The organism is Bordetella pertussis 18323 (assembly GCF_000306945.1).
Lineage (GTDB): Bacteria > Pseudomonadota > Gammaproteobacteria > Burkholderiales > Burkholderiaceae_B > Bordetella > Bordetella pertussis.
Genome location: NC_018518.1, coordinates 1,972,989 through 1,988,787, shown reverse-complemented (window position 1 = coordinate 1,988,787; position 15,799 = coordinate 1,972,989). Strand labels below are relative to the sequence as shown.

The 15,799-nt window shown below is 68.9% G+C and carries 10 protein-coding genes and 2 pseudogenes; 8 read left to right on the top strand and 4 right to left on the bottom strand.

All coding sequences use genetic code 11. The annotated features are described in order from the left end of the window. Window positions 1–4: 4 nt before the first annotated feature. Both BN118_RS09370 and BN118_RS09365 read right to left on the bottom strand, forming a co-directional pair. Window positions 5–1,675: an ABC transporter permease gene (locus BN118_RS09370; protein WP_010930454.1), complete on the bottom strand. Its 1,671-nt coding sequence runs from the start codon at window positions 1,673–1,675 to the stop codon at window positions 5–7. Between the two features lie 123 nt (window positions 1,676–1,798). Continuing rightward, entirely contained in the window at window positions 1,799–2,848 is a 1,050-nt protein-coding gene (locus tag BN118_RS09365; protein WP_010930455.1) for a Fe(3+) ABC transporter substrate-binding protein, read from the bottom strand. 321 nt (window positions 2,849–3,169) lie between these two features. Between BN118_RS09365 and BN118_RS09360 the strand changes: the two genes are divergently transcribed. Beyond that, complete coding sequence (locus BN118_RS09360; RefSeq protein ID WP_003811187.1) at window positions 3,170–3,946, top strand: ferredoxin--NADP reductase; 777 nt, start codon at window positions 3,170–3,172, stop codon at window positions 3,944–3,946. Between the two features lie 64 nt (window positions 3,947–4,010). On the opposite strand, the gene BN118_RS09355 is transcribed toward BN118_RS09360, so the two are convergent. Beyond that, the gene (locus BN118_RS09355; RefSeq protein WP_010930456.1) at window positions 4,011–4,913 is read right to left on the bottom strand and encodes a LysR family transcriptional regulator; all 903 of its coding nucleotides are present in this window, start codon (window positions 4,911–4,913) and stop codon (window positions 4,011–4,013) included. Window positions 4,914–5,014: 101 nt separating this feature from the next. Between BN118_RS09355 and BN118_RS09350 the strand changes: the two are divergent. From BN118_RS09350 to BN118_RS09325, 6 genes and pseudogenes are all read left to right on the top strand, one after another. Beyond that, window positions 5,015–6,135 (top strand): annotated as a pseudogene (locus tag BN118_RS09350) (MFS transporter). 71 nt (window positions 6,136–6,206) lie between these two features. Continuing rightward, entirely contained in the window at window positions 6,207–7,010 is an 804-nt protein-coding gene (dkgB, locus tag BN118_RS09345; protein ID WP_010930457.1) for a 2,5-didehydrogluconate reductase DkgB, read from the top strand. Window positions 7,011–7,173: 163 nt separating this feature from the next. After that, a pseudogene (locus BN118_RS09340) lies at window positions 7,174–9,527 on the top strand (autotransporter outer membrane beta-barrel domain-containing protein). A 176-nt stretch (window positions 9,528–9,703) separates the two neighbouring features. Next, entirely contained in the window at window positions 9,704–10,090 is a 387-nt protein-coding gene (locus tag BN118_RS09335; RefSeq protein ID WP_010930458.1) for a Rid family detoxifying hydrolase, read from the top strand. Between the two features lie 15 nt (window positions 10,091–10,105). Next, window positions 10,106–12,196 carry an ATP-dependent DNA helicase RecG gene (gene recG, locus BN118_RS09330; RefSeq protein ID WP_033446218.1) on the top strand — a complete coding sequence of 697 codons (2,091 nt, stop codon included), beginning with the start codon at window positions 10,106–10,108 and terminating at the stop codon, window positions 12,194–12,196. 51 nt (window positions 12,197–12,247) lie between these two features. Continuing rightward, the gene (locus BN118_RS09325) at window positions 12,248–13,201 is read left to right on the top strand and encodes a LysR substrate-binding domain-containing protein (protein WP_003811203.1); all 954 of its coding nucleotides are present in this window, start codon (window positions 12,248–12,250) and stop codon (window positions 13,199–13,201) included. A gap of 14 nt (window positions 13,202–13,215) precedes the next feature. Here BN118_RS09325 and BN118_RS09320 read toward each other — a convergent pair whose 3' ends face one another. Next, a complete protein-coding gene (locus BN118_RS09320) occupies window positions 13,216–14,142 on the bottom strand; it encodes a LysR family transcriptional regulator (protein ID WP_019247168.1) in 927 nt (308 codons plus the stop codon). A 98-nt stretch (window positions 14,143–14,240) separates the two neighbouring features. Between BN118_RS09320 and BN118_RS09315 the strand changes: the two genes are divergently transcribed. After that, entirely contained in the window at window positions 14,241–15,755 is a 1,515-nt protein-coding gene (locus tag BN118_RS09315) for a CoA-acylating methylmalonate-semialdehyde dehydrogenase (protein WP_014905767.1), read from the top strand. Window positions 15,756–15,799: the final 44 nt, after the last annotated feature.

Below are 15,799 nucleotides of genomic sequence, written 5' to 3'. Positions count from 1 at the left end.
GGTATCAGTGTCCCATCTTCAGATTGGTGCGCGCCAGCAGGATGACCGGGATCAGACCGGCCGCGACGATGGCCAGCGCGGCGACCGCTCCTTCTTCGTAGGTGCCGCGCGCCGCCTCCGCGTACAGCCAGGTGGCCAGCGTCTCGAAATTGAGCGGGCGCAGCAGCAGCGTGGCGGGCAGTTCCTTCATGGTGTCCACGAACACCAGCAGCGCGCTGGCCGCCAGGGCGGGGCGCAGCAATGGCAGGTGGACGCGGCGCAGCGTGCCGGCGGAGGTCTCGCCCAGCAGCCGCGAAGCCTGTTCCAGCGAGGCGGGAATGCGCGCCAGGCCGGCTTCGATGCCACCGGTAGAGATCGCCAGGAACCGGATGGTGTAGGCGCATACCAGCGCGCCCGTGGTGCCTATCAGCAGCAGGCCGTTCCAGCCGAACAGCGTGGACATGGTGTGGTCGAGCCAGGCGAAGGGCGCCAGCAGGCCGATGGCCAGCACCGTGCCGGGCACGGCATAGCCCAGGCTGGCGATGCGCCCGCAGGTGCGGCCGGGGTTGAACGAGGCGCTCTCGCGCAGGCTGCGGCCGGCCCAGGCCACGACCAGGCCGCACAGCAGCGTGACGATGGTGGCCAGGGCGGCCACCATCAGCGTATTGCGCAGCCCGGCCCAGAGCTGGTCCGAGACGCCGCCCACCAGATGCAGGCGCTTGTAGGTTTCGACGATCAGGTACAGGGCAGGCGCCACGAAGCCCAGCACCACGGGAATCCAGCCCAGCACGGCGGCCAGCGCGGCGGCCGGACCATGGAGCCGGCGTGGCTGCATGGCGCGCATGCGCTGCGTGTTGGCGTAGCGCTGCCGCTTGCGGCCGTGGCGTTCGAGCAGGATGAGGGCAATGACGAACACCAGCATGGTCAGCGCGATCTGCGCCGCGCTGGCCAGGTCGGAGCGGGTGATCCAGGTAGTGTAGACGGATACGGTCAGTGTCTGCACGCCCAGGAATTCGGAGGCGCCGATGTCGTTGAGCGTCTCGAGCAGCGCCAGGCTGACGCCGACCGCGATGGCCGGCCGCGCCATGGGCAGGGCCACGCGCAGGAACACGCCGACGCGGCCGGCTCCCAGTGTGCGGGCGGCTTCCAGCAGGCTGGCGGCCTGGGTCATGAACATCACGCGCGTGCTCAGGTACACGTAGGGGTACAGCACGAAGCCCAGCACGAAGATGGCGCCGTAGATCGAGCGCAGGTCGGGCAGGCGGAACTGGCGCGGGCTGTCGTATCCCAGCACGGCGCGGATGGCGCCCTGCACCGGCCCGATCGGATGCAGCAGGTCGAGATAGGCGAAGGCGATGATGTAGGTGGGCACGGCCAGCGGCAGCAGCAGGGCCCAGGTCAGGGTGCGGCGGGTCGGGAACTCGTAGGCGGTGACCAGCCAGGCCGCGCCGGTGCCCAGCATCGTGACCAGCACGCCCACGCCGGCCAGCAGGATCATGGTGTTGGCCATGGCCTGCGGGAGCACGTAGCGGGTCAGGTGGGTCCAGTGCGACAGGTCGGCGTGCAGGGCCCACCATGCCAGCGCCGCCACCGGCGCCAGCACCGCCAGCGCGATGAGGGACGCGCCGGCCAGCCAGCCGGAGCCGCGTTCGCTGAAGCGGGTCCGCGCGCTGCGCGGCAAGAAAGTGGTGTGCATGCTACGGGGAAAAATGCAAAGCGGCCGGATGGCCGCTTTGCCGACAAACAAGGCAGTTCATGCCGTGCGCCAGGCAACGCCCGCGCCGCCGCAATGGCGTGGCGGGCGTGAGTGTAGCGCGGCTCAGTTGTCGAAGCCCACCTTGTCGACCAGTTCGCTGGCCTGCTTGCGGTACTTGGCGATCTCGGCCACGGGCAGGGTATCGACCTTCAGCGGGCCGAAGCTGGCCACCACCGCGTCCAGCTTGACGCCGGCGCGCACCGGGTACTCGTAGTTGGCCTGGGCGTACAGCGTCTGGGCAGGCTCGGAGACCAGGTACTCCAGCAGCTTGACGGCGTTGGCCTTGTTGGGCGCGTGCGCCGCGACCGCGGCGCCGCTGATGTTGACGTGGGTGCCGCCATCCTTGGCGGTGGCGAAGGTCGGGCGCACTACCTTGATGGCGTCGCCCCACTTGCGGGCGTCGGTGCCCGGCTCGGCGTTCTTCATGTGGCCGACGTAGTAGGCGTTGGCCAGGCCGATGTCGCAGATGCCGCCGAGGATGTCGCGCGCCACGTCGCGGTCGCCGCCGGCCGCCTTGCGGGCCAGGTTGGCCTTCACGCCGCGCAGCCATTTCTCGGTGGCCTCGGCGCCGTCATGGGCGATCATGGCCGCCACCAGCGCGGTGTTGTAGGGGTGCTGGCCCGAGCGGATGCACACCTTGCCCTTCCATTTGGGGTCGGCCAGGTCTCCGTAGCGGAAGCTGTCCAGCTTGAGGTCTTTCTCGACGTAGAGCACCCGGTCGCGCAGCGACAGGGCGTACCAGCTGCCTTCGGCGCCGCGCAGGTTGGCGGGCACCACGCTGTCGAGCGTCTGCGACTGGATTTTCTGGGTGACGCCGCCATTGACCAGGTCGATCAGGTTGCCGATGTCGACCGTCATCAGCACGTCGGCCGGCGACTTGTCGCCCTCGGCCCTGACGCGTTCGAGCAGGCCGTCCTTGACGAAGACGGTGTTGACCTTGATGCCGCTGTCCTTGGCGAAGGCGTCGAGCAGAGGCTGGATCAGCTTGGGTTCGCGCGTGGTGTAGAGGCTGACCTCATCGGAGGCCAGCGCCTGGGCGGAGAACGTGGCAACGCCCGCGAGCGCCAGGGCGCGCAGCAGCGGGATCAGGGAGGAACGCTTGGTCGACGGCATGGAATGACTCCGGCAGGACAGGAACGCACGCCGATGCGGATTGCAGTTGCGTGCGCTAACGAAAATGATTATCAACTGAGACGGGCACAATAACAGGAAGCGGACCGCTGTTCAACTTCTTGAAAGGTCAGTTTGCGGGCGCGGCGGGGTGGGAATTGACCCCGATCAAACGGCATATGGGTATTACGATTAATAAGAGCAGTTCTCAGCTACTTGCGTTAAAATCAGGATTAACCCTAGGTTCGCCCATGCGTTGCGCGCGGCGAGGCCTCTTCCCGTTTCTTCCTTTGTGCGCTGGAAGGCGCCGTAATTTACAACGACATGGCAGCTTTCAATACCGAGCGCGTCCTCAGCGTGCGCCACTGGAACGACACCCTTTTCTCCTTCACCACCACCCGCGATGCGGCGCTGCGCTTTCACAATGGCCATTTCGTCATGATCGGCCTGGAAATCGAAGGCAAGCCGTTGATGCGCGCCTACAGCATCGCCAGCGCCAATTACGAGGAAAACCTCGAGTTCCTCAGCATCAAGGTGCAGAACGGGCCGCTGACCTCGCGGCTGCAGCACCTCAAGGAAGGCGACACCATCCTGGTCAGCCGCAAGCCGGTGGGCACGCTGGTGGTCGACGATCTCAAGCCGGGCAAGCACCTGTATCTGTTCGGCACCGGCACGGGCCTGGCCCCGTTCATGAGCATCATCAAGGATCCCGAGGTCTACGAGCGGTTCGAGAAAGTGGTGCTGGTGCACGGGGTGCGCTGGGCCAGCGAGCTGGCCTATGCCGATTTCATCGAGAAGGAACTGCCCGGCAACGAGTTCTTCGGCGACATCGTGCGCGACAAGCTGGTCTATTACCCCACCGTGACGCGCGAACCGTTCCGCAACCAGGGCCGCATCACGCAGCTGGTCGACTCGGGCAAGCTGTGCGCCGACATCGGCCTGCCGCAGCTGGACCCGGCGGTCGACCGCGCCATGATCTGCGGCAGCCCGCACATGCTGGCCGATATCCGCGCCATGCTGGACAAGCGCGGGTTCGAGGTTTCGCCGGGCGTGGGCGAGCCGGGCGACTACGTGTTCGAGCGCGCGTTCGTGGACAAATAAGGCCGTGCGCCGCCAGGAAAAGCCGCCTTCGGGCGGTTTTTCTTTGGCCGCGCGCCGGCGCCGTTCATGCGTCGAACGGCCGGGCGCCCAGCGTCTCGATCACGTGGTCCACGAAGCAGGTGATGCGCGCGGCCAGCGCGGTGTTGCGGTAGTAGACCGCGTTGACCGGCTGGCGCACGTCCAGAGTCTGCCTGGCGAACAGTTGCACCAGTGCGCCGGCGCGGCGGTCCTCGCCGGTCATGAAGTCCGACAGGCAGACGATGCCCAGGCCCGCCAGGGCCATGTGGCGCAGCGTTTCACCGCTGGACGAGGCGATGGTCGGCCGGATGCGCAGGACGGCGCCGTCCGCATCGCGCAAGGGCCAGTCGTTCAGCGTCTCGGGCTGGGTGAAGCCAAGCAGGGCATGTTGCGCGAGTTGCGCGGTGCGGGTGGGCGCGCCGCGACGCTCGAGGTAGGCGGGACTGGCGAGCACCCGCAGGCGGCTGGTGCCGACGGCGCGGGCGTGCAGGGTGGAGTCTTTCAGCACGCCGATGCGAAACGCCACGTCGGTGCGCTTTTCGATCAGATCGACGATGCCTTCGTTGGAATTGAGCTCCAGCTCCACCTCGGGGTAGCGGGCATGAAAGCCTGCTATCAGCGGTACTAGCACATGCAGCATGAACGGAGTGGCCGCGTCGACCCGCAGCCGTCCGGCCGGGCGCATGCGGCGGGCCGCCATCTGTTCCTCGGCCTCGCCGACCGAGGCCAGGATGGCGCGCGCATGCTGCAGGAAAGCGGCCCCTTCCTCGGTCAGCTCGAGCCGGCGGGTCGTGCGGCGCACCAGGGTGGTCTGCAGCTTTTCCTCCAGCCGGCCCAGCGTGCGGCTGGCGGCCGAGACCGTCAGCCCGAGCTGTTCCGCGGCCGCGGTGATCGAACCCGTGTCCACGACGGCCACGAAGGCCTGCAATTCGTCCAGGGTGGTTTTCATTGTTGAATTCAAATCAAAAGAATTTGGTTCATACAGAGCTTAATCCGCAAATATAAACCCGGCACACTGTCGCCATTGGACTTTTTCAAGGAGAAGCGGCGATGAAATCCTCGGCCGCATTGTTTGCCCTGGCCACCGGCGCATTCGCCATCGGCACCACGGAGTTCACGCCGATGGGGCTGCTGCCCGTCATCGCCGACGGTGTGCAGGTAAGCATTCCCAGCGCGGGCATGCTGATCTCGGCCTACGCGGTGGGCGTGATGCTCGGAGCGCCGGTCATGACCCTGCTGTTTGCCCGTTTCGGCAAGCGCGCGGCCCTGATGTCGCTGATGCTGATCTTCACCGTCGGCAACCTGCTCTCGGCGTTCGCGCCGAGCTACTCGACCCTGTTGCTGTCGCGCCTGATCACCAGCCTCAACCATGGCGCCTTCTTCGGCATCGGGGCCGTGGTGGCGGCCAGCCTGGTGCCGCGCGAAAAGCAGGCCAGCGCCATCGCGGCCATGTTCATGGGCCTGACCCTGGCCAATATCGGCGGCTTGCCTTCGGCGGGACGGCGGCCCTGGGCCTGGTCACCATCGCCGCGCTGTGGCTGGCGCGGCCCAAGGGCGAGCCCGGCAAGCGTCCGGACGTGCGCCGCGAGCTGGGGGTGCTCACGCGCCCGGAGGTCCTGCTGGCCATGGGCACCACGGTGCTGGGCGCGGGCGCCATGTTCGCGCTCTACACCTATGTGGCGCCGGTCCTGGCCGACCTGACCCACGCCAGCCCCAACTTCGTGGCCTTCGCCCTGGTGCTGATCGGCATCGGCTTCACGCTGGGCAATACGCTGGGCGGCCGCCTGGCCGACTGGTCGCTCGACGGCGCCACCAAGCTGATCCTGGGGCTGCTCGCGGTCATCATGGCCGTGCTGCCGCTGCTGCTGACCACCCATGCGGGCGCGGCCATCGGGCTGGTGGTGTGGGCGGCCGCGGCCTTCGGCATCGTTCCGCCGGTGCAGATGCGGGTCATGCAGGCGGCGGCCCAGGCGCCGGGCCTGGCCTCGTCGGTCAACGTCGGCGCGTTCAACCTGGGCAACGCGCTGGGCGCGGCGCTGGGCGGCGCGGCCATCGGCCAGGGCCTGGGCTATGCATCCGTGCCCCTGGTCGGCGCGGCGCTGGCCGCCGGCGGCCTGGGCCTGGTCTGGCTGGGCAATGCCGGCCGCCGCCGGGTGGCGCAGGGCGCCTGAGCGGGCCGGCGCCGCCGGCAGGCCGTCGACAACCTTCATATTCATCCGTCTTGCATTCAAGGAGTCTTCGCATGACCATCCCTTCCTTTGGCGTGGGTACCTTCCGCCTGACCGGCCAGACCGTGATCGACTCGGTCCGCAACGCCATCGACCTGGGCTATCGCGCCGTCGACACGGCGCAGATCTACGGCAATGAAACCGAGGTCGGCCAGACTATCGCCGAAAGCGGCGTGGCGCGTTCCGAACTGTTCGTGACCACCAAGATCTGGACCGACAACTACGCCCGGGCCAAGCTGCTGCCCAGCCTGCGCGCCAGCCTGGAAAAACTGCGCACCGACTACGTGGACCTGACGCTGATCCACTGGCCCGCGCCGGGCAACGGCGTGGCCTTGCCCGAACACATGGAGGCGCTGGCCGAGGCCAAGGCGCTGGGCCTGACGCGCCGGATCGGTATTTCCAATTTCAACATCGCGCTGACCAGGCAGGCCATCGCGGCGGTGGGACAGGGCGAGATCGCCACCAACCAGATCGAACTCAGCCCCTATCTGCAGAGCGCCAGGCTGACGGCTTTCCTCAGGGAGCAGGGTATTGCCGTGACTTCCTATATGACCCTGGCCTACGGCAAGGTACTGAAGGATCCGGTGCTGGCGCGGATCGCGGACAAGCATCGGTCGACCGTGGCGCAGGTGGCGCTGGCCTGGGCCCTGCAACAGGGCTATGCGGTGATCCCGTCCTCGACCAAGCGCGAGAACCTGGCGAGCAATCTGCTGGCCCGCGGCCTGGCGTTGGACGCCGACGACATGGCGCGGATTGCCGCGCTGGAGCGTAACGGTCGCGAAGTCGATCCCGAGGGCCTGGCTCCGGCGTGGGACTGAACGATCGGAGTGCTGGGAAATGTTCCAGGGTTGCTGGCAAGACAGGCGAGACGTTGGGGCTTTTCGCCAGATGCCACGGTAAGAGCTGATAGGCCTGTATATGGACGGTCGGCAGACTGCGCGGATTGCTGCATGAGGGATGCAGCGTTCGCAAGAGGATGCCATGCTCAGGTCTGTTTCACCGTTGTTTTCCTTGCCTGTTTCCGGGCGCCGCCAACCGGTCCGAATGGTCGCAAGCGCAGCGCGGCCGGTGCTTGCCGCGGCGCTGGGCGGCGCGATGATCGGGGCGCCGCTGGCCCGTGCGGAGCATTGGTCCGGCGCCACGATCAAGAAGACCGGCCAGGGCGAGATCGGCATCGAGGTTCCGGACAAGACCGCGGCCTTGCATACCGGGCCCTGGGTCGCGCGCAAGATGACGGTGGAAACCACCGGCGCGCGAGGGGTGGGCGTATTGCTGGACAAGACCGGCGTTTCGCTGACGCTGGAGGAGGCCGCGATCACTTCCAGCGGCGACCTCGGCCTGGATAGCAGTTATTAGCCGCGCGGCACGGTGATGGTGCGGGCCGGCGCGCTGACCGCGCGCGGCACGACCATCCGCAACCGGTACGGTTCGAGTGCCGGCGACTGGAGCCGTCGGCCGCTGGCCTTGCGTGTCGCCGGCCCGGATGCGTCGCTGATCCTGTCCGACAGCACGGTCGAAGGGGAGCAGGGCATGCAGCTGGTCAGCAGGGCCCGGGCGGATATTGTGCGCAGTACCGTGCGTGGCCTGCATGCCACGGGCTTGTCGATCAAGTACGCCGCCAAGGCCAGTCTGGCTGACAGTGAGGTGCTGGGCGAGCGGGCGGCCAGGATGGATGGCGATGGCGAGCTGGCGGCGCGCAACACCCGGTTCAGCGGCCGCTCGGGCCTGCTTCTGAGTAGCGGTGGGCGGGCCGACCTGAGTGGCGGGTCGCTGGCGGCGCGCAGCTGTTGCGCCAGACCACGCCGGTGCCGGTGCGGCTCGTCCTGCGCGGCGCGGCGGTCGCGCAGGGCGATGTCGTGCGCGCGCCCGAGACGGCGCCGGAGAAGGATGGGTTCGGCACGCCCGTGCGGCCGGGCTTGCGCGTCGGGCTGGACCAGGCGCCGCTCGAGCTCGATGTGGCCGACGGCGCGCAGTGGCATGGCGCGACTCAGTCGCTTGACAGGCTGGCCCTGGGCGCGGGCGGCCAATGGCGCATGAGCGCGGCATCCAGCGTGGGCGAACTGAGCATGGAGCCTGGCGCGGCCGTCGTGTTCGGCGATGCGGCCGGACCGGGTTTTCAAACGCTGACGGTGCGCACCCTGGCGGGCGCCGGTTCGTTCGAGATGCGTGCGGACGCCGCGCTGGAGCATGCCGATCAACTGGTGGTGACCGACCAGGCCGAAGGGCGGCATCGCGTGTGGTTGCGCGCGCCGGCCGGCGCCGAGCCGTCGAAGGCACAGGCCGTGCTGGTGCGCGCGCCCGCAGACGGCAAGGCCAGTTTCGAACTCGACGGCAGCGACGGCAGGGCCGACTTCGGCACCTATCGCTACGGGCTGGCGCAGCAGCCGGGCGGCGCCTGGGGCCTAGTCAGGACGGGGTATTCGTCCACCGCCGCCGCGGCGCTGGATACCGGCGGACTGGGCGCGGTGCAGGGGTTGTGGTATGCCGAATCCAACGCGTTGGGCAAGCGCATGGGCGAATTGCGCCTGAACCCGGACGCCGGCGGCGCCTGGGGCCGGGCGTTCAGCCAGCGCCAGCGCATCAGTCCGCGCGCGGGCCGGCATTTCCAGCAAGGCGTCAGCGGCATCGAGCTGGGCGCCGACCGGGCCTGGCCCGTGGCCGGCGGCCGTTGGCATGCGGGCTGGTTGCTGGGCTACACGCGCGCGTCACGCGGGTTTTCCGGCCAGGGAAAGGGGCACACCGACAGCGTGCACGTGGGCGGCTATGCCACCTATATCGGCGCCAATGGCGTGTACGCCGATGCCACGCTGCGCGCCAGCCGCTTCGAGAATTCGTTCGACGCACCTGGCTGGGCGGGGCGCACCGTGTCCGGCAGCTACCGCGCCAATGGCGTGGGCGTGACGCTGGAGGCCGGCCGGCGTCTGGCGCTGGACCGGCACTGGTTCGTCGAGCCGCAGGCCGAACTGGCGTGGTTTCGTGCCGGCGGCGGTACGTACACGGCCAGCAATGGCCTGCGTATCGAGGATGACGGCGGCACGTCGCTGCAGGCGCGGGTAGGCGCGCAAGCCGGCCGCCGCTTCGACTTGCGCGGCGGCGCGGTGGTGCAGCCCTACGCGCAGCTGAGTTGGGTGCAGGAACTCAAGGGCGTGAGCACGGTGCGCACCAACGGCATCGCGCACCGTACCGACCTGGGCGCGGGCCGCGTCGAACTGGGACTGGGCGTGGCGGCCGCGCTGGGCAAGGGCCACAATCTGTACGCGTCGTACGAGTACGCGCACGGGCCCAGGCTCAGCCTGCCGTGGACCGTGCAGCTGGGTTACCGCTACGCTTGGTAAACCGGTCCGCAATGGCGGTCGCGCATTGCCGGCGGCTGCCCGGCCTCTGTACCATCCGCTCATGGCGCAATGGCACGCGAGGCTCGTCCAAATGGTTGAGGGCGGGCCACTTTCGCAAATGCCTATTGCTGATTAAACTCCGATAGTCGATGTTCCCTATCACGAGGACTGTCCCCATGAGCAAGCAGATCATTCATACCGACGCCGCGCCCGCCGCGGTCGGCCCGTACTCCCAGGCGGTCGCCGCCACCGGCGCCAAGACGGTCTACCTGTCGGGCCAGATCGGCCTGGAGCCGGGCACCGGCGACCTGGTGTCCGAGAATTTCGACGCCCAGGTGCGCCAGGCGTTCGCCAACATGCAGGCGGTCATCAAGGAAGCGGGCGGCACGCTGGACGACATCGTCAAGCTGACGCTGTTCCTGACGGACCTGAACAAGTTCGCCGCCGCCAACGCCATCATGGCCGAGCTGATCCCGCAGCCGTTCCCGGCCCGCTCGACGGTAGGCGTGGCCAGCCTGCCCAAGGGCGCTCAGTTCGAAATGGAAGCGGTGCTGGTGCTGTAACGCCGGGAGCCGCCCATCAGCAGTAACGACGCGCCTGCCGCGCCCAAGCCGGCCGCCAAGGCCAGCGGCGCGGCCCGACCCACAGATACCGAGCGCAAGCTCCATAATCTGGGCTTGGTCGTGCCCGAGGATTTCGTGCTGCATCTGCCGTTGCGCTACGAGGACGAGACCCGCGTGACGCCGGTATCGTCCTTGCGGCCGGGGTTCGCCGCGCAGGTCGAAGGCGAGATCCTGCGCTCCGAGGTGCTGTACCGGCCGCGCCGGCAACTGACTGCCGTACTGGCCGACGACACGGGCGAGTTGCAGTTGCGCTGGCTGAACTTCTATCCCAGCCAGCAGAAGCAGCTGACGGTGGGGCGGCGCCTGCGGGCGCGCGGTGAAGTGCGCGGCGGATTGTTCGGCCGCGAGATGGTGCACCCGCGCATGAGCAGCGCCGACCAGCCATTGCCGGCGTCGCTGACGCCGGTCTATCCCAGCACCGACGGCCTGCCACAGCCCACGCTGCGCAAGGCCATCGGCCAGGCGCTGGCGCGGGCCGATCTCTCCGATACCCTGCCCGAGGAGGCGCGCCGGCGCTATGGCCTGGCCGAATTCGCGCCCGCCGTGCGCCTGCTGCACGCGCCGCCGCCGGATGCGGCCGAGCACGAGCTGATGGAGCGCATCCATCCCGCCTGGCGCCGCATCAAGTTCGACGAGCTGCTGGCGCAGCAACTGTCGCTGGCGGCCGCGCGCGCGGCGCGCCGGGTCAAGCGTGCCGAGCCCTTGCCGGCCAGCCAGGACGAGGACGGGCTGGTGGCGCGCCTGTACGAGGCCTTGCCGTTTGCGCTGACCGGGGCGCAGCAGCGCGTGGTGGCCGAGATCGCCGCCGATCTGGCGCAGCCTTATCCGATGCACCGCCTGCTGCAGGGCGACGTGGGCAGCGGCAAGACCGTGGTGGCGGCCATCGCCGCCGCGCAGGCCATTGCCTGCGAGGCCCAGGTGGCGTTGATGGCGCCCACCGAAATCCTGGCCGAACAGCATTTCCGCAAGCTGGTGGGCTGGCTGGAGCCGCTGGGCGTAGCCGTGGCCTGGCTGAGCGGCAGCCTGAGCGCCAAGGCGCGCCGCGAGGCTGCCGCCGCCGTGGCCGATGGCAGCGTGCAGCTGGTGGTCGGCACGCAGGCGCTGATCCAGGATCACGTCATGTTCCAGCGGCTGGGCCTGTCCATCGTCGACGAACAGCACCGCTTCGGCGTGGGCCAGCGGCTGGCCCTGAGCCGCAAGGGGGAGACCGGGCGCGGGGTGATCGTGCCGCACCAGCTCAACATGAGCGCCACGCCCATCCCGCGCACGCTGGCGATGACCTTCTTCGCCGATCTGGACGTCTCGGTGATCGACGAATTGCCGCCCGGCCGCACGCCGGTGGTCACCAAGCTGGTGGCCGATGCCCGACGCGAAGAGGTCATCGGCCATATCGCCCATGCGGCGCGCCAGGGACGGCAGGCGTACTGGGTCTGTCCCCTGGTGGAAGAGAGCGAGGCGCTGGAGCTGCAGACGGCGGTCGATACCCACGAGGCGATGCGCGCCGCCTTGCCCGACCTGCGCATCGGGCTGGTCCACGGACGCCTGCCGCAGGCCGAGAAGGCCGAGGTCATGCGCGCGTTTCGCGAGGGCGAGATCGACCTGCTGGTCGCCACCACGGTCATCGAAGTCGGAGTCGACGTGCCGAACGCGTCGCTGATGGTCATCGAGCATGCCGAGCGCTTCGGGCTGGCGCAGCTGCACCAGCTGCGCGGCCGGGTCGGGCGCGGCACCGCCGAGTCGATCTGCGTGCTGCTGTACCAGGCGCCGTTGTCGCAGGTGGCGCGCCAGCGGCTGCGCGCCATGTTCGAGACCAGCGACGGATTCGAAATCGCGCGGCGCGATCTGGAGCAGCGCGGGCCGGGCGAATTCCTCGGCACGCGCCAGTCCGGGTTGGCCTTGCTGCGCTTTGCCGACCTGGAGGCCGACGTGGCCATCGCCGAGCAGGCGCGCGAGGCGGCGGTGTGGCTGCGCGCCAAGCATCCCGAGGCGGTGGCCGCCCACCTGGCGCGCTGGATGCGGGGGCGCGAGGATTTTCTACGTACTTGAAGGGCCGGCGCCGACACGGGGCGGCGCGGCATACCTGGAGCGAGTGGCGCTATGACACTGACCGAACTCAAATACATCGTCGCGGTGGCGCGCGAACGGCATTTCGGCCGTGCGGCCGAGGCCTGTTTCGTCAGCCAGCCGACCCTGTCGGTGGCGATCCGCAAGCTGGAGGACGAGCTGGGCGTGACCCTGTTCGAGCGCGGCGGCACCGAGGTGGGCGTGACGCCCATCGGCCAGCGCATCGTGGCGCAGGCGCAGAAAGTGCTGGAGGAAAGCGCCAGCATCAAGGAGATCGCCCGCCAGGGCCACGATCCGCTGGCCGGGCCGCTGCGGGTGGGCGTGATCCACACCATCGGCCCGTACCTGCTGCCGCGCCTGGTGCCCGAGCAGATCGCGCGCACACCGCAGATGCCCTTGCTGCTGCAGGAGAACTTCACGGTGCGGCTGGTCGAGCTGCTGCGCCAGGGCGAGATCGATTGCGCCATCATGGCCTTGCCGCTGCCAGAAGCCGGCCTGGTCATGCAGCCGCTGTACGACGAACCGTTCGTGGTGGCCGTGCCGCATGACCACGAATGGGCGCAGCGCAAGGCCATCGACGCGCAGGATCTCAAGCAGCAGACCATGCTGCTGCTGGGCAGCGGCCACTGTTTCCGCGACCAGGTGCTGGAAGTGTGTCCGGAGCTGTCGCGCTTTTCCGCTTCCAGCGACGGCATCCAGCGCACCTTCGAAGGCTCCTCGCTGGAGACCATCCGCCACATGGTGGCGGCCGGGATCGGGGTGACGGTGCTGCCGTTCACCGCGGTGCCGAATCCGCCGCAGCCCAAGAGCCTGTTGCGCTACCTGCCGTTCGATGGCGAGACGCCCGAGCGCCGCGTGGTGCTGGCGTGGCGGCGCAGTTTTCCGCGCCTGGCGGCCATCGAGGCGCTGGCCCAGGCGGTGTATGCGTGTGGCCTGCCGGGCGTGCGCATGCTCGACGAAGAGGCCGCCAGCGCGCAGGTGGATTGAGGGCAGCGGCCTGGTCAGGCCGGCGTGGCGAAGCCCGGCCGGAAATGCTCGGCCAGGGCTTGCTCGACCACGCGGTGCGCCTCGGTGGGCGTGGCCGAGAACGGCTTGAGCAGGTAAAGCGAGCGCCCGAATCCCGCATAGCAGTCCCACTGCGGCAGGACCGGCTCCAGGTCCGCGCAATCGCCCAGGCTGAAGTCCGGCACCATGGCGATGCCCAGGCCGTGGGCCACGCTCTCGCGCAGCAGCTCGCTGTTGTTGACGCTGAGGCAGTCCACCGGTTTGACGTGCACGGCCGCGCCGCGCCCCTGCCTGGGGGCGAACGACCACTGCGGGCTGCGCTCGTCGCCGCGGTACAGCAGGCAGCGATGGCGGGCCAGTTCCGATGGGTGCGCAGGACGGCCATGGCGGGCCAGATAAGCGGGGCTGGCTACCAGGTGGGCACGGGTGGCGCACAGGCGCTTGCTCACGTAGGCATCGGAGACCTGGTCGGCGTGCCTTAAGGCGAAGTCGTACCCTTCCTGGCGCAGGTTGACGAAGCGGTCCGATAAATAGACTTCCAGCGCGATGTCCGGGAAATGTTGGCCCAGGCGCGCCAGCCAGATGCCCAGGTGCTGGCGGCCCAATGCCACGGGGGCGGTCAGGCGCAGGCGGCCGCGCGGTGCGCGGGCGAGATTGCGCACTTCGCCCAGGCTGTCCTCGAGCGTGTCCAGCGCCGGGCGGGCCCGCTCGACCAGCAGGGCTCCGGCTTCGGTCGGACGCACCGAGCGGGTCGTGCGCAGCAGCAGGCTGACCCCCAGCTCCTGCTCCAGGGCCTTCATGCGCAGGCTGATCAGGGACTTGGAGACGCCCAGGCGCTGGGCGGCCGCGGTAAAGCTGCGCGTGTCGGCCAATACCGCCAGCATTTTCAGGTCGGCCAGCCGGTCGAAAGCAGGGGTGCTCATTATTGTTTAACCAGATAAACAGTCTTTCCAACTATAAGGGATTACTGCGGCGGCGTGTCTTGCCTAGACTGAGGCTTCTTTCTCAGTGGGAGCGAAGCATGGCGAATCAGACCGCGCAGGTGGCGCATTGGATCGGCGGACAAGCCGCGTATGGCGCCGAACATGGCCTGCAGGACATTAATGATCCGGCCACCGGCGAGGTGGCGGCGCAGGTGGGGCTGGGCGGCGGCGACACGGTGGCGCAAGCCGTCGCGGCGGCCCGTGCCGCGCAGCCGGCCTGGGCGGCCAAGAGCCCGCTGCATCGGGCGCGGGTGCTCAACCGCTTCCTGGCCTTGCTGGAAGACAACAAGGAGACGCTGGCGCGCATGATTTCGCGCGAGCACGGCAAGGTGATCTCGGATGCGCGCGGCGAAGTCATGCGCGGGATCGAAGTGGTCGAATTCGCCTGCGGCGCGCCCGAACTCATGAAAGGGGCGATGTCCATCAACGTGGGCGGGGGGATCGATAACTGGGTGCAGCGCGAACCGCTCGGCGTGGTGGCCGGCATCACGCCGTTCAATTTCCCGGTGATGGTTCCTTTGTGGATGATGCCGATGGCGCTGGCCACCGGCAACGCGTTCGTGCTCAAGCCCAGCCCGCTGGACGCATCGCCGTCGCTGGCGCTGGCCGAGATGCTGGGCCAGGCGGGCCTGCCGGCGGGCGTGGCGAGCGTGGTGCAGGGCGGCGTGCAGGCGGTCAATGCCTTGATCGACCACCCCGATGTCAAGGCGGTCTCGTTTGTCGGATCGACCGCGGTGGCGCGTCAGATCTATGAGCGCAGCGCCCGCGAGGGCAAGCGCGTGCAAGCCCTGGGCGGGGCCAAGAACCATCTGGTGGTGATGCCGGACGCCGATCCGGAGGGCGCCGCCGATGCGCTGGTGGGCGCGGCGTTCGGCAGCGCGGGCGAGCGCTGCATGGCGATCTCGGTCGCGGTATTCGTGGGCGGCGCGGCCGAGGCGGTCATGCCGCATATCCTGCGCAAGGCGCGCGCGCTGAAGGTCCGGCGCGGCATGCAGGAAGACGCCGAGATGGGCGCCATCGTGAGCGCGGCGGCGCGCGACCGTATCGCCGCGTATATCGCCTCGGGTGTCGATGAGGGCGCCAGCCTGCTGCTCGACGGCCGCGAGATCGCCGCGGCCGACTGCGGCGAGGGCTGCGGCAACGGCTATTGGCTGGGTCCCACGGTGTTCGACCGGGTCCAGCCCTCGATGCGCATCTATCGCGAGGAAATCTTCGGCCCGGTGCTGGCGTGCGTGCACGTGGAGACGCTGGAGCAGGCCATCGACCTGATCAACGGCCATGATTTCGCCAACGGCGTCAGCCTGTACACCGATAGCGGCACGGCCGCGCGCGCCTTCGTGCAGGGCATAGAGGTGGGCATGGTGGGCGTGAACGTGCCCATCCCGGTGCCGGCGGCCTGGCAGGGCTTCGGCGGCTGGAAGCAGTCGCTGTTCGGCGATCTGCACGTGTACGGCGAAGAGGGCGTGCGCTTCTACACGCGCCAGAAGAGCGTGATGCAGCGCTGGGCCGCCAAGGCCGCCGGGATGTCGTTCGCCATGCCCCGTTCGGGCTGAGCGCGCGCCGGCGCGGCCGGGCGCCGCGCCGGGCTGCCTTGTTG